Source organism: Streptomyces sp. NPDC002742, from assembly GCF_042888885.1.
Taxonomy (GTDB): Bacteria; Actinomycetota; Actinomycetes; order Streptomycetales; family Streptomycetaceae; genus Streptomyces.
Window position 1 is genome coordinate 1 of record NZ_JBIAQF010000021.1, and the last position, 12,553, is coordinate 12,553.

Sequence of the window (12,553 nt, forward strand, 5' to 3'; positions counted from 1 at the left end):
CAGGGGGCACCGCCCCCGGCGGGTCGCCCCCCCCCCGCGGCGGCCCCCGGGGGGCCGGGGGCCCCCCCCCCGCCCCCGCCCCGGGGGCGCGGGGGGGGGGGGGCCCGGGGGCCCGGCCCCCCCACGGCGCGGAACCCCTCGGGAATGCACCCCCGCTCCCGAAGGTTGCCCACCTCGGGGGCCGAGAACCGCACGGGCGTACCCTGGTGTACGCCGAAGAATCGAAGTTACAGGGAGCCGATGTGTCCGCAGTCGCACCCGACGGACGCAAGATGCTGCGCCTGGAGGTCCGGAACAGCCAGACCCCCATCGAGCGCAAGCCCGAGTGGATCAAGACCCGGGCGAAGATGGGCCCCGAGTACACGAAGATGCAAGCGCTCGTGAAGGGCGAGGGCCTGCACACGGTCTGCCAGGAGGCGGGCTGTCCCAACATCTACGAATGCTGGGAAGACCGCGAGGCCACCTTCCTCATCGGCGGTGACCAGTGCACCCGGCGCTGCGACTTCTGCCAGATCGACACCGGCAAGCCCGAGGCGCTGGACCGCGACGAGCCGCGCCGTGTCGGTGAGTCCGTGGTCACGATGGACCTGAACTACGCGACCATCACCGGCGTCGCCCGCGACGACCTGGAGGACGGCGGCGCCTGGCTGTACGCCGAGACGGTCCGCCAGATCCACGCCCAGACGGCGGGCCGCGAGGCCGGCCGCACCAAGGTCGAACTTCTCGCCCCGGACTTCAACGCCGAGCCCGAGCAGCTCGCCGAGGTCTTCTCCTCGCGCCCCGAGGTCTTCGCGCACAACGTGGAGACGGTCCCGCGGATCTTCAAGCGCATCCGTCCGGGCTTCCGCTACGAGCGCTCGCTCAAGGTCATCACCGAGGCCCGCGACTACGGTCTGGTCACGAAATCGAACCTGATCCTCGGCATGGGCGAGACCCGCGAAGAGGTCAGCGAAGCGCTCCAGCAACTGCACGACGCGGGCTGCGAGCTCATCACGATCACGCAGTACCTGCGCCCCTCCGTGCGCCACCACCCCGTGGAGCGCTGGGTCAAGCCGCACGAGTTCGTGGAGCTCAAGGAGGAGGCCGAGGAGATCGGCTTCTCCGGCGTCATGTCGGGCCCGCTGGTCCGCTCCTCCTACCGGGCCGGCCGCCTGTACCAGATGGCCGTCGAGAAGCGGGGAGCCTACGTCGCCTCCCAGGCGGTCTGATACGCCGAACGGATCACGTTGCGAAACGAAAGCGGTGGCACTCGGTGCCACCGCTTTTGTGTGAATCCGGGCACAAGCGGCCTTGCTTTCACAAGGGGCCGTTCACATCCCCTGGTCCATCCGCGCAGTTGAAGACACCGTACGGACCAATCCAGGAAGAAGACCCGCCGTATCAAGGCTTCACTGGTGTTTGACCGGTCGGTCACGCCCTGGTAACACCAATCAGTGACCCTGGTCCTACGCCACACACCGCCCCGTCCGAGCCGCCGATCCCGAGGGGGGACCTCCATCATGCAGGCCGCGCCCGTACGCGCCACCGCGATTCCGTCGTTCACCGATGCACTCCGTGCCGTCGAGTCGATCCTCATGAGCAGCGGGCAGCGCACCGCTCGCCGCAACGCCTGGACCTCCGTCCTGGAGGACCGCCGACGGGCCAAGGACCGGTTCGAGGCGCAGCGCGTGCTGGAATCCGTCTCGCACTCCTGAACGACGCGCTCCCGGCCGCCGCTCCCCCGGTGCCGCGGTCCCGACCGCCGGTACTGCCGTCGTCGGCGCTTCCCGGGCCACGTAGACTCGTGGCATGGCGAGGAAGGAACCCGCAGCGGACGCTGCGAACCCCGGGCGACTCAAGCAGATCGCTCTGACGTACAAAATGACCCGCAAGGCTGATTCCAAGATCGGTCTTGTACTCGCGGCTGTCGGAATTCTCACCCTCGGTGTCTTCCTCGCGATCGGCTTCTTGATCGGCTACCCCGTCTATCTCGGGATTCTCGGGCTTCTGCTCGCCTTCCTCGCGACGGCGATCGTCTTCGGACGCAGGGCCGAGCGGGCCGCCTTCGGGCAGATGGAGGGCCAGCCCGGCGCGGCCGCGGCGGTGCTCGACAACATCGGCCGAGGCTGGACCACGACCCCGGCGGTGGCGATGAACCGCAGCCAGGACGTGGTGCACCGCGCGGTCGGCAAGGCCGGCATCGTGCTGGTCGCCGAGGGCAACCCGAACCGGGTGAAGAGCCTGCTGGCCGCCGAGAAGAAGAAGATGGCGCGGATCGTCGCGGACGTCCCCGTGCACGACATCCTCGTGGGCACCGGCGAGGGCCAGGTGGAGCTGAAGAAGCTCCGCACGACGATGCTGAAGCTGCCGCGCGTGCTCGCCGGCCCTCAGGTCACCGCGACCAATGACCGGCTGCGCGCGATGGGTGACCTGATGAGCAACATGCCGCTGCCGAAGGGTCCGATGCCCAAGGGCATGCGGATGCCGCGCGGCGGCCCGAAGCGCTGACCTTCCTGCTGCGGGTTCCACGCGGACCGGCAGTTCCCAGCAGTTCCCAGCAGCACCGAGCAGTTCTGCGCCGATGGGGCGCCCGGAGATTCTCCGGGCGCCCCATCGGCGTTGCGGGATCGTTTCACCCCGGCCCCGGCACCCCGGGCCCGAGGTGCCGGGGCCGGGGTGTACGGGTGTCAGATACGGACTCGGGTATCAGATGCGGACTTCGATCGTGCGGGCCAGCCGGTCGTGCAGACCGCGGCCGTCGCGGTCCCAGATCAGCGCGGGGACGGCCACGCACAGGAGCGCGGTCCGCACGAGGACGCGCAGCAGGTTCAGCCGGCCGCCGCCCTCGGGGACGACGCGCAGGCCCAGCAGGCGCTTGCCCGGAGTGAAGCCGACGGTACCGACCGTGAGCAGGCCGAGAACGAAGAAGACGAGCAGGGCCCAATTGCCGGTCGCCTGGTCGTAGCCGTCGGTGAGCAGCCCGTATGCGATCAAGAGACACAGGCCCCAGTCGACGGCGAGGGCGCCCAGCCGGCGGCCGGGGCGGGCGATCGAGCCCGGTCCGTGCTCCGGGAGACCGAGCTGTTCGCCCCGGTATCCGAAGTCGACACCGGCTTCCTCCGCCGCCGCGCGGGGGCCGGAGAGCCACGATCCGATTGCTTGCCTGTTGTCCACCCGTCCAAGGTACTGTGCCCGTTTTGCCATACGGACAGGAGGGGCCGGGACTGCCCGGGTCGGTTAACTTGGGCGAAACAAACGGGTCACGCTTGAGAAATCCCCCGTCCCTATGGTCGGCTCCAGCGTGTGCCACCGCACTGGCCGCACGAACGAACTACCACCCCGGTCCACTGTGGGCGGGAGTAGGAGGAGCTGGATGTTCCAGAACGCCGACGAGGCCAAGAAGTTCATCGCGGACGAGGGCGTCAAGTTCGTCGATGTCCGCTTCTGCGACCTGCCGGGTGTGATGCAGCACTTCACGATTCCGGCCGAGGCCTTCGACCCGACCGAGGAGCTCGCGTTCGACGGGTCCTCCATCCGCGGCTTCCAGGCCATCCACGAGTCCGACATGGCGCTCCGCGCCGACCTGTCCACCGCGCGCGTCGACCCCTTCCGCCGCGACAAGACGGTCAACATCAACTTCTTCATCCACGACCCGATCACGGGCGAGCAGTACTCCCGTGACCCGCGCAACGTGGCCAAGAAGGCCGAGGCGTACCTCACCTCGACCGGTATCGCCGACACCGCGTACTTCGGTCCCGAGGCCGAGTTCTACGTGTTCGACAGCGTGCGCTTCAAGACCTCCGAGAACGAGGCCTTCTACCACATCGACTCCGAGGCCGGCGCCTGGAACACCGGTGCGGTCGAGGACAACCGCGGTTACAAGGTCCGCTACAAGGGCGGCTACTTCCCCACCCCGCCGGTCGACCACTTCGCCGACCTGCGTGCCGAGATCTCCCTGGAACTGGCCGCCTCCGGCCTCCAGGTCGAGCGCCAGCACCACGAGGTGGGCACCGCCGGCCAGGCCGAGATCAACTACAAGTTCAACACGCTGCTCGCCGCGGCCGACGACCTCCAGCTCTTCAAGTACATCGTGAAGAACGTGGCCTGGCGCAACGGCAAGACCGCGACCTTCATGCCGAAGCCGATCTTCGGTGACAACGGCTCGGGCATGCACGTCCACCAGTCCCTGTGGAGCAACGGCGACCCGCTGTTCTACGACGAGGCCGGCTACGCGGGCCTGTCGGACACCGCCCGTTTCTACATCGGCGGCATCCTCAAGCACGCCCCGTCGCTGCTCGCCTTCACCAACCCGACGGTGAACTCCTACCACCGCCTGGTCCCCGGCTTCGAGGCCCCGGTCAACCTGGTGTACTCGCAGCGCAACCGCTCCGCCGCCATGCGTATCCCGATCACCGGCTCGAACCCGAAGGCCAAGCGCGTCGAGTTCCGCGCGCCCGACTCCTCCGGCAACCCGTACCTGGCGTTCTCGGCCCTGCTGATGGCCGGCCTGGACGGCGTGAAGAACAAGATCGAGCCGGCCGAGCCGATCGACAAGGACCTGTACGAGCTGGCTCCCGAGGAGCACGCGGGCGTCGCCCAGGTCCCGACCTCGCTCCCGGCCGTCCTCGACCGTCTGGAGGCCGACCACGAGTTCCTGCTCGCGGGCGACGTCTTCACGTCGGACCTGATCGAGACGTGGATCGACTACAAGCGCACCAACGAGATCGCCCCGCTCCAGCTGCGCCCGCACCCGCACGAGTTCGAGCTGTACTTCGACGTGTAAGCCCGTCACCGACGTGTGAGCCCGTCGCTCCAGTCGCACACCACCGGCCGTGCCCTTCCTCCGGGAGGGGCACGGCCGGTGCGCTTTTCCCGTGACCGGAGCGTCGCGGCGGCTCCGGGTGCGTCAGCTCCGCGTGGACGGTGCGTCCGCTCCGCATAAATAAGGGGTTCTTGACAGGGAAGTTCTTTGCCCACCGCGGGGCCGATCGGCACCTGTTCATGGGGAACCGCGGGCGCACAATGGAAAGCGGGACGAGTGCCTGACTGCGGGATGGTGCGACATGCAGAGTCGATTCCGGAACGATCGGCAGCTGACCGTGCGGATGACGGTCACGCTGTTCCTGCTCGGATTGCTGTACGTGGCCTTCGTCGCCGCGTTGATCGTGTTGCTGAAATCGTGGGTGCTGGTCGTGGTGATCGCGGCCGGGCTGCTCATCGCGCAGTACTGGTTCTCTGACCGGATCGCGCTCTACGCCATGCACGGGCGGATCGTGGAGCGGGAGGAGTATCCCCAGCTGCACGGCGTCGTAGACCGGCTGTGCGCCGTAGCCGACATGCCCAAGCCGCTCGTCGCGGTGTCGGACATCGACATGCCGAACGCCTTCGCCACGGGACGCAACGCCGATCACGCGGTGCTGTGCGTGACGACCGGGCTGCTGCGCCGCCTGGAGCCCGACGAACTCGAAGGCGTCCTCGCGCACGAGCTGTCGCACGTGGCACACAAGGACGTCGCCGTGATCACCGTGGCCTCGTTCCTGGGGGTGCTCGCCGGGCTGATCGTGCGGTTCGCCTTCTACTCGCAGCTCTTCGGCGGGAGGGGCCGCAAGGACCAGAACACCGTCGCCATCTTCATGGCGGTGATGGCGGTGTCCGCGGCCGTGTACGCCATCAGTTTCATGCTGATCAGGGCGCTCTCCCGGTACCGCGAGCTGGCCGCCGACCGTTCCGCGGCCCTGCTCACCGGCCGCCCCTCGGCGCTGGCGTCCGCGCTGACCAAGGTGACCGGGGACATCGGCCGGATCCCGACGAAGGACCTGCGGACCGCGCAGGCCTTCAACGCCTTCTACTTCACCCCCGCGATCGGCGCCCAGCCGGGCATCGCCAACCTCTTCTCCACCCACCCGAGCCTGGAGCAGCGGCTCGAACAACTGGCCCGCATCTCCGTCGAGCTGGGCGAGCCCGCGGTGCCGGACGCGATCACACCGACTCCCGGAGAGGCCCTCTGACCGCATGGGGTTCCTGGACATCCTGCTCGGCCGCAGCAAGCCCGCCGTACCCGACCTCGACCAGCTCTTCGGGCTGCCGTCGGCGGCCGTGACCCTCCAGGCGGCGGCCGGGTTCACCCCGACCGGCACGGGCGCGGTGTGCTTCGCGTCCGTCGAGGGCGCGGCCTTCGCCGAGGCGCACCAGGAGGCGCAGGCCCTGCTCGACGCGGACTCCGAGCGGACAGGCTCCCCGGTGGAACTCAGCAGGGACGAGTACGGATACTCCTGGCTCGTCTCCCGCCGCGCGCCCGACGACCTGCCGGCCCTGGTGAGCGACCTGCACGCGGTCAACACAGCGCTGGAGGGCACCGGTTTCGGGCCTCAGCTGCTCTGTTCCGTGGTGGGTTTCCGGGACAGCGGGCAGCGGCGGCTCGACCTCGTCTATCTCTACAAACGAGGTTCCTTCTACCCCTTCGCGCCGCTCGGCGATGAAGGTGAGCGGCGCGACAACGCGCTGGAACTCCAGATCAAGGCGGCGCTCGTCGACGACCTGCGCATCGAACAGGACCTCGCCCGCTGGTTCCCGATCTGGGGTGCCCCGGGACTGTGACGCCCCGGGGCTGGGGTCAGGACCGGGCAGGGCCTACTTCTGGCGTTCCTGGCGGCGCGTCTGGAGGGGGCGTTCGCGTCGGTAGCGGCGCTCCCACCTGGCCTGGCGGTCACGACGGTCGCGGTACGCCCGGTAGCCGGCGTCCGTGCAGCCCGCGGCTCCGCCGGAGCCCGGAGCGGCGGAAACCGGTGTGCCGCCGCTCCGGAACGCGCCTTCGGCGTAGGGAGCGTGACCGCCCGTACGCATCCGGATTCCTCCCGACTGCAACCCACCCCATATCGCTATAAAGTCGAACGGACTCGACATAAGGGGCACCCGTCATGAGCAATCTGTTCGTCATCGCCTACGACGATGTCGCGACCGCGAGTCAGGTGCGCGACAAACTGTTCGAGCTGTCGAAGCAGCATCTCGTCGAGCTGGAGGACGCGGTCGTCGTCGAGCGGAGCGAGGACGGCAGGATCAAGCTGCACCAGGCGGTCAGCCACACGGCCGTCGGCGCGGCCGGGGGCGCGCTGTGGGGCGGGGTGATCGGACTGCTCTTCCTGGCCCCGCTGCTCGGCGCGGCGGTGGGCGCGGCGGCCGGTGCCGCCGGTGGCGCCATCACGGACACCGGGATCGACGACAAGTTCATGAAGGATCTCAGCCAGAACCTGCGGCCGGGCGCCGCCGCGCTGTTCGTTCTGGTCAAGCAGGCGGCCGGGGACAAGGTGATCCCTCAGATCGCCGAGTTCGGCGGCCAGTTGGTGCAGACCTCGCTGAGCCAGGAGCAGGAGGACGCGCTGCGTCACGCGGTCGCCGCGGCGCGGGCGAAGACAGCCGGTGGCACCGCGGCACCGGAGACGGGCGGTTCGGCCGCACCGGCGGCGGGTGCGACGGCCGCTCCGGAAGCGGGCACGACGGCCACCCCCGGAACCGGCCCCGAGGCCACCCCCGGAGCCGCCCCCGCGACCGCGTCGCCGACGGCGAGCACCACGAAGCCGGACGCGAGCGGCGCTCCCGCCTCCTCCTGAGCCGACGGTCCCGCCGGTCGCCGGTCGCCGGTCGCCGGTCAACCACCTGTCCCGGATACGGAGTTGGCCCATCACTCACGTCGCCCGGGTGACGTCCCGCGCGCCGCACCCACCTGGGGAGCTCCACGACCCGCGTGCGTCAATGGGGAGATGCGCTCTCCCTTCACACACGACCACGACGGTGAACGACTGAGCTGCGTCAGCGGCGGGGACGACTTCGGCGGCGGTACGGCGACCGCCGTTCTCCTGCACGGCGCGGGCAACGGGAGCAAGGAGCGACTGCTCCCGCTGCTCGACGACTTCGCCGCCCGCGACTGCGCGGGGCTCGCGTTCGACTTCTCCGGACATGGTGAAAGCACCGGAAAACTCGGCGAGTTGAGCCTTCGGCGGCGTTTCGAGCAGGCCGTGTCGGTCATCGACGCGACGGTTCCTGCGGGCGCCCCGCTGATCCTCGTCGGGTTCAGCATGAGCGGCCAGACGGTGGCCGATCTCGCGCGGCACTACGGGGAACGCGCGATGGCACTCGTGCTGTGCGCGCCCGCGGTGTACGCCGCCGAGGCCTGGCCGGTTCCGTTCGAGGACGCGGAGAGCGTCGCGCGGCAGGACGGCGCCGGGGCGGTCGAGAGCAGCTTCAGCCGGATCATCCGCACGCCGGACAGCTGGCGACGGGCTCCCGCGCTCGGCGTACTGCGGGCGTACGAGGGGCGGGCGGTGCTCGCCGTCCCCAGGGTGGACGCGGTGATCCCGCCCGCCGTGACCGAGGCGGTCGCGGAGGCGCTCACCGCCCGCGCCAGCTTCACCCGCCTCGAACTGCCCGACGCCGATCATCTGCTGGGCCTCTGGTTCCGCGACCACGCGGAGGACCGGCGCCGGCTCGTGGACCTCGCCCTCGGATGACCGGGCGCCCCGGCGCCGCACAGCGGGTCACGGCGGGTCGCGGCAGGTCGCGGCAGGTCGCGGAGTCTGCCCGCGTCTCACGGCGGACTCGGACTCGGCGACCCGCCGCGTCACGGCCGTCGCCGCCTGAACAGCCTTGACGGCGGCGGGAATTCGGGGCGGGGTGTCTCACACGCCCGGGGCCGCCGGGACCACGCCCGCCATCACCGCCGCGCCCAGCGCCGCGTGGTCGGTGGCGTTGCGGTCCGTGTAGCGCAGCGCGAACTCCGCGACGGCTCGGTCGAAGGTGTCGGCGCCGCCGAGATAGGCGGCGATGGCGACGCGGTCGCCGGAGCGGGCGTGCGCGCGGGCCAGGGCGGTGCCGCACAGCCGGGCGTAGGCGCGCAGTTCGCCCGGACTCATGCCGGCGATGTCCGCGGACCCCTTCATGTCGTGCAGTTGGCGCCAGTAGAACGCCCGCCCCTCGGGGCCGGTCGTCCAGCCGAGGAAGATGTCTCCGGCGGCCTGCATCAGCCGCTGCCCCGCGACGACCCGGCGCCCGGGATGGACGTACGGACCGCTGGGCAGATGCTCTTCGAGTACGGACCGTCCCGCCTGCTTGATCTGCAGGAACAGCGGGTCGTCGGCGTCCCGTCCGGCGAGCAGCACGATGAAGCAGCGGGTGCCGACACTGCCCACGCCGACGACCTTGCGGGCCGCGTCGACGAACCGGTAACGGTCGAGGAGCAGGCGGCGTTCCTCGGGGAGCGTGGAGCGGTAGTCGCTGAAGATCTTGCGGAGCGAGGCCGTGTCGAGGGATCCGGCCGGTTCCAGCAGGGGCGGGTCGTGGACGATACGGCGGCGTCCGTCGACGGTCTCGGTGAGTTTGCCGAGCGCCTGCAGGCTGGTGCGGCGGCGGGCCCGGGTGAGTGTCGCCTCGGCCCGTCGGCGCTGTCGCCCCGAGCGCACCAGCGGCAGCAGCAGATCGGCGTCGATGTGCTGGTACCAGACGCTCAGCTCGCCCTGCCGGGCCAGCCGCCGCACGACCTCGCGGTACTGCCCGGCGGCGGCCCGTGCCGCGCCGAAGACGTGCTCCTCCTTGTGCCCGTTCTCCCGGGCCGCGACCGCGACACTGGCCGCGAGCCGTTTGACGTCCCACTCGAAGGGTCCGGGGAAGGTCTCGTCGAAGTCGTTGAGGTCGAAGAGCAGGGAGCGTTCCGGGGAGGCGTACAGGCCGAAGTTCAGCAGGTGGGCGTCGCCGCACAGCTGGACGGTGAGCCCGGTGTGCGGCTGGGCGGCCAGGTCGGCCGCCATGACGGCGGCGGCCCCGCGCAGGAACGCGAGCGGTGACGCGGCCATCCGCGCGTACCGGATCGGCAGCAGTTCCGGCAGCCGGTCCCTGCCCTGTGTTTGCAGGAGGCCGACCGGGTCGGGGCGGTCGGCGGCGGGGATCCAGGTGCCGTGCCCGGAACGGGAGACCCGCTTGCGGGCGGCCCGGCCCCGGGCGGCCCGGTCCTCCGAGGTGGCCGTGACGCTGTTGCGGAGCACGGCGGTCAGTGCCTTACTGCGCGGGCGACGGTGGTCTTGACGTCGCCGGTGAGGGAACGGTTGCTGCGGGCGGTGGCGTCCTTGGAGCCGTTCCCCGCGACGTCGTTCACGGTCACGACGGTCGTGTCGAGCAGGTTGCCGCTCTGGTCGCGGAAGTCGACCTGGACGACGTACGACTTCGTCGAGGAGGTGGGGTTGGTGACGGTCATCTTGACCGTGGCGCGCCCGTCGGAGTCGGGGCTCGCGTTCCCGTCGAGCTTCACCTCGTCCTTGGCGTCCACGCCGCCCTTGAACTCGTCGAACTTGCGGCCGGCCTCGGCGGTCGCGGAGGCGAGGGCGTCACCCGCCTGGGTGGCGGCGGACGCGGCCTGCGAGACGGCGGACGCGGCCTTGGATGCGGCGGACGCGGCTTTGGAGGCGGCGGACGCGGCCTTGGAGGCGGTGTCCGAGGGGCTGCTGTCGTCCGAACAGGCGGCCAGTTGCGTGGCCAGGGCCGTCACCACGAACACGGCCAGGATCAGTCGGACCGGTCCTCGTATGCCGTTCCTCTGATGCATCGTCTCTCCCCACGTGGTCCTGGTTCGCCTTTCCGGACTCCGCTTCCTCGCGGTGGCCCCAGTCAAGGCCGCCGGCGGGGCCGCCGCATGCCCGGCTGCGTCGAACGGGTGAGTCTCGTCCTGTGACGGGCGGACGTTCGAGAGGATGAGGAGCACGGAGCAGGAGTACGGAGTACGGGACGGACGGAGGCGACGTGACGGGGAAGCCGCGGCACATCGGGGTGGCGGAGCGGCGGGCACGGCTCGGGCTGCGGCAGCGGCTCGTGGGCGCCGCGCGGGCGGCGACCCCCGAGGAGGTGGCGGACTCCCTGGTCGCGCTGCACGGGACCGACCCGGCGACGGTGTACCTGGCGGTGGGCGCGCGTCTCGCGGAGGCCGGGGAGACGGTGGCGCAGGTCGACCGGGCGCTGTACGAGGACCGTTCACTCGTACGGATGCACGGCATGCGGCACACCGTGTTCGTGTTCCCCACCGGCCTGGCCGCCGTCGTGCACGCCTCGACGGGGCTCGACATCGCCGCGAAGGCCCGCGCCGGACTGGTCAAGGACATCGTCACCGGAAGCGACGGCCGGCTGACCGAGGAGTGGCTCGACGAGGTCGAGGTGTCCGCACTCACCGCGCTGGCCCGGCGCGGACAGGCCACGGTGAACGAACTCACCCGGGACGAGCCTCGGCTGAGGGAACAGTTCGTCTACGGGGCCGGGAAGAGCTACGAGAGTCCGCAGACCGTGTCGTCCCGGCTGATGCGGGTGCTGGGGGTCGAGGGCCGGGTGGTGCGCGGTCGCCCGCTCGGTTCCTGGACGTCGAGCCAGTTCCGCTGGGCGGTCGCGCCGCCGCATCCCCCGCTCCCGCCCGCCGAGGCCAGGTCCGAGCTGCTGAGCCGCTGGCTCACGGCGTGCGGGCCCGCCACGGAGGCCGACCTGAAGTGGTGGACGGGGTGGAAGGTCACCGACGTACGGCGGACGCTGACCGAGATCGGGGCGGTGGCCGTCTCGCTCGGCGACGGGGTCACGGGGTACGTGGCCGCGGGCGACGAGAACCCGGTGGACGGGCCGGTCGCGCCCTGGGCGGCCCTGCTGCCCGGCCTCGATCCGACGCCGATGAGCCGGCAGGAGCGGGACTGGTATCTCGAACCGTCCCTGCGGCCCGCCCTCTTCGACGGCAGCGGCAACGTCGGGCCGACGGTGTGGTGGGACGGGCAGGTGGTCGGGGGGTGGGCGCAGCGGCCCGACGGCGAGGTCGTCTGGCGGCTGCTGGACACCGGGGGTGTCGGCCGCGAGGCACGGGACGCGATCTCGGCGGAGGCGGAACGCCTTCAGGCGTGGGTCGGCCGGACCCGGGTCACCCCACGCTTCCGGACACCGCTGGAGCGGGAGCTGTCGGCAGGGTGACGGCCGACACGGGCCGCGTGCCGACACGCGACGCGGGCCGCGTGCCGACGCGGGCCGGCGGGTGACGGGTGACGGGTGACGGGTGACGGGTGACGGTGATGGGTGACGATGGACGCCGGGTCCCGGGCCACCACCGATACCGGTCCCGGATCACCACCGATACCGGTCCCGGATCACCGCCGATACCGGTCCCGGGTAGCCCCGCCTCGGGGCGGAAGCCACCCGGTACCGGTGGATCGGCGCGCTCAGTTCCTCAACGCGCGTACCTCATCAGCGCACGCACCATGTGGCACGTGGTGTCCGACGGCGGGTGAACGCCGATGACTTCCGCGGTGCTGCGGATCTTCTCGTTGCGGGCCTGGTTCGGCACGTACACACCGGAGTCGAGCAGAGCGATGGCGAGGCGCATCGCCTTGAGCCGGCGGTTGTGCGTGACGTACCAGTCGCGGGGGCGCCCCGGCGGCAGCGGGCGCTTCTCCACGGGTTTGTACGGCAGGTCCAGCGGGACCGCCCTCTTGGATGTGGACTGAGTGGGCAGCGGCTTCAGTGCGGCAGCGGGCACAGGCATCCTCCTGTCGCGGTCAGGGCGCCGTCC

General features: G+C 70.8%; 14 protein-coding genes. 9 read left to right on the plus strand and 5 right to left on the minus strand.

Annotation, left to right across the window (positions count from 1 at the left end):
• Nucleotides 1-242: 242 nt before the first annotated feature.
• The 3 genes from lipA (at nucleotide 243) to ACFYW8_RS31225 (ending at nucleotide 2,487) form a co-directional block, all read left to right on the plus strand.
• On the plus strand, nucleotides 243-1,208 hold the full coding sequence (lipA, locus tag ACFYW8_RS31215; RefSeq protein WP_266757921.1) for a lipoyl synthase: 966 nt from the start codon (nucleotides 243-245) through the stop codon (nucleotides 1,206-1,208).
• 291 nt (nucleotides 1,209-1,499) lie between these two features.
• Nucleotides 1,500-1,694 carry a hypothetical protein gene (locus ACFYW8_RS31220; RefSeq protein ID WP_328555926.1) on the plus strand — a complete coding sequence of 65 codons (195 nt, stop codon included), beginning with the start codon at nucleotides 1,500-1,502 and terminating at the stop codon, nucleotides 1,692-1,694.
• A gap of 94 nt (nucleotides 1,695-1,788) precedes the next feature.
• On the plus strand, nucleotides 1,789-2,487 hold the full coding sequence (locus ACFYW8_RS31225) for a DUF4191 domain-containing protein (RefSeq protein WP_365872632.1): 699 nt from the start codon (nucleotides 1,789-1,791) through the stop codon (nucleotides 2,485-2,487).
• Between the two features lie 198 nt (nucleotides 2,488-2,685).
• On the opposite strand, the gene ACFYW8_RS31230 is transcribed toward ACFYW8_RS31225, so the two are convergent.
• Complete coding sequence (locus ACFYW8_RS31230; protein WP_389084533.1) at nucleotides 2,686-3,153, minus strand: RDD family protein; 468 nt, start codon at nucleotides 3,151-3,153, stop codon at nucleotides 2,686-2,688.
• 199 nt (nucleotides 3,154-3,352) lie between these two features.
• On the opposite strand from ACFYW8_RS31230, the gene glnA reads away from it, so the two are divergent.
• The 3 genes from glnA to ACFYW8_RS31245 all read left to right on the plus strand — a co-directional run bounded on the left by glnA (nucleotide 3,353) and on the right by ACFYW8_RS31245 (nucleotide 6,576).
• A complete protein-coding gene (gene glnA, locus ACFYW8_RS31235; RefSeq protein WP_365872636.1) occupies nucleotides 3,353-4,762 on the plus strand; it encodes a type I glutamate--ammonia ligase in 1,410 nt (469 codons plus the stop codon).
• A 280-nt stretch (nucleotides 4,763-5,042) separates the two neighbouring features.
• On the plus strand, nucleotides 5,043-5,987 hold the full coding sequence (htpX, locus tag ACFYW8_RS31240) for a zinc metalloprotease HtpX (protein ID WP_365872638.1): 945 nt from the start codon (nucleotides 5,043-5,045) through the stop codon (nucleotides 5,985-5,987).
• Nucleotides 5,988-5,991: 4 nt separating this feature from the next.
• Nucleotides 5,992-6,576, plus strand: coding sequence for a hypothetical protein (locus ACFYW8_RS31245; RefSeq protein WP_389084545.1), 585 nt, complete (start codon nucleotides 5,992-5,994; stop codon nucleotides 6,574-6,576).
• A gap of 33 nt (nucleotides 6,577-6,609) precedes the next feature.
• Here the strand turns inward: ACFYW8_RS31245 and ACFYW8_RS31250 are convergent, their stop codons facing one another.
• Entirely contained in the window at nucleotides 6,610-6,822 is a 213-nt protein-coding gene (locus tag ACFYW8_RS31250; protein ID WP_389085133.1) for a hypothetical protein, read from the minus strand.
• Nucleotides 6,823-6,896: 74 nt separating this feature from the next.
• Here ACFYW8_RS31250 and ACFYW8_RS31255 point away from each other — a divergent pair, with 74 nt between their 5' ends.
• Together ACFYW8_RS31255 and ACFYW8_RS31260 are read left to right on the plus strand one after the other, a co-directional pair.
• Nucleotides 6,897-7,586 (plus strand): DUF1269 domain-containing protein, encoded by a 690-nt coding sequence (locus ACFYW8_RS31255; RefSeq protein ID WP_389084551.1) that lies wholly within the window; start codon nucleotides 6,897-6,899, stop codon nucleotides 7,584-7,586.
• A 150-nt stretch (nucleotides 7,587-7,736) separates the two neighbouring features.
• Nucleotides 7,737-8,483, plus strand: coding sequence for an alpha/beta hydrolase (locus ACFYW8_RS31260; RefSeq protein WP_389084557.1), 747 nt, complete (start codon nucleotides 7,737-7,739; stop codon nucleotides 8,481-8,483).
• Between the two features lie 168 nt (nucleotides 8,484-8,651).
• Here ACFYW8_RS31260 and ACFYW8_RS31265 read toward each other — a convergent pair whose 3' ends face one another.
• The gene (locus ACFYW8_RS31265; RefSeq protein ID WP_389084563.1) at nucleotides 8,652-10,010 is read right to left on the minus strand and encodes a DUF2252 domain-containing protein; all 1,359 of its coding nucleotides are present in this window, start codon (nucleotides 10,008-10,010) and stop codon (nucleotides 8,652-8,654) included.
• 5 nt (nucleotides 10,011-10,015) lie between these two features.
• Nucleotides 10,016-10,567: an FxLYD domain-containing protein gene (locus ACFYW8_RS31270; protein ID WP_389084568.1), complete on the minus strand. Its 552-nt coding sequence runs from the start codon at nucleotides 10,565-10,567 to the stop codon at nucleotides 10,016-10,018.
• Between the two features lie 194 nt (nucleotides 10,568-10,761).
• Here ACFYW8_RS31270 and ACFYW8_RS31275 point away from each other — a divergent pair, with 194 nt between their 5' ends.
• Nucleotides 10,762-11,958, plus strand: coding sequence for a winged helix DNA-binding domain-containing protein (locus tag ACFYW8_RS31275; RefSeq protein ID WP_389084573.1), 1,197 nt, complete (start codon nucleotides 10,762-10,764; stop codon nucleotides 11,956-11,958).
• Between the two features lie 253 nt (nucleotides 11,959-12,211).
• Here ACFYW8_RS31275 and ACFYW8_RS31280 read toward each other — a convergent pair whose 3' ends face one another.
• Nucleotides 12,212-12,520 (minus strand): hypothetical protein, encoded by a 309-nt coding sequence (locus ACFYW8_RS31280; protein ID WP_389084578.1) that lies wholly within the window; start codon nucleotides 12,518-12,520, stop codon nucleotides 12,212-12,214.
• Nucleotides 12,521-12,553 lie beyond the last annotated feature (33 nt).

Bases quoted from the DNA above. Each gene is read 5' to 3' on its own strand.
- ACFYW8_RS31220 (WP_328555926.1), top strand. From the start codon at position 1,500: ATGCAGGCCGCGCCCGTACGCGCCACCGCGATTCCGTCGTTCACCGAT.
- ACFYW8_RS31225 (WP_365872632.1), top strand. From the start codon at position 1,789: ATGGCGAGGAAGGAACCCGCAGCGGACGCTGCGAACCCCGGGCGACTC.
- glnA (WP_365872636.1), top strand. From the start codon at position 3,353: ATGTTCCAGAACGCCGACGAGGCCAAGAAGTTCATCGCGGACGAGGGC.
- htpX (WP_365872638.1), top strand. From the start codon at position 5,043: ATGCAGAGTCGATTCCGGAACGATCGGCAGCTGACCGTGCGGATGACG.
- ACFYW8_RS31245 (WP_389084545.1), top strand. From the start codon at position 5,992: ATGGGGTTCCTGGACATCCTGCTCGGCCGCAGCAAGCCCGCCGTACCC.
- ACFYW8_RS31250 (WP_389085133.1), bottom strand. From the start codon at position 6,822: ATGCGTACGGGCGGTCACGCTCCCTACGCCGAAGGCGCGTTCCGGAGC.
- ACFYW8_RS31255 (WP_389084551.1), top strand. From the start codon at position 6,897: ATGAGCAATCTGTTCGTCATCGCCTACGACGATGTCGCGACCGCGAGT.
- ACFYW8_RS31260 (WP_389084557.1), top strand. From the start codon at position 7,737: ATGCGCTCTCCCTTCACACACGACCACGACGGTGAACGACTGAGCTGC.
- ACFYW8_RS31270 (WP_389084568.1), bottom strand. From the start codon at position 10,567: ATGCATCAGAGGAACGGCATACGAGGACCGGTCCGACTGATCCTGGCC.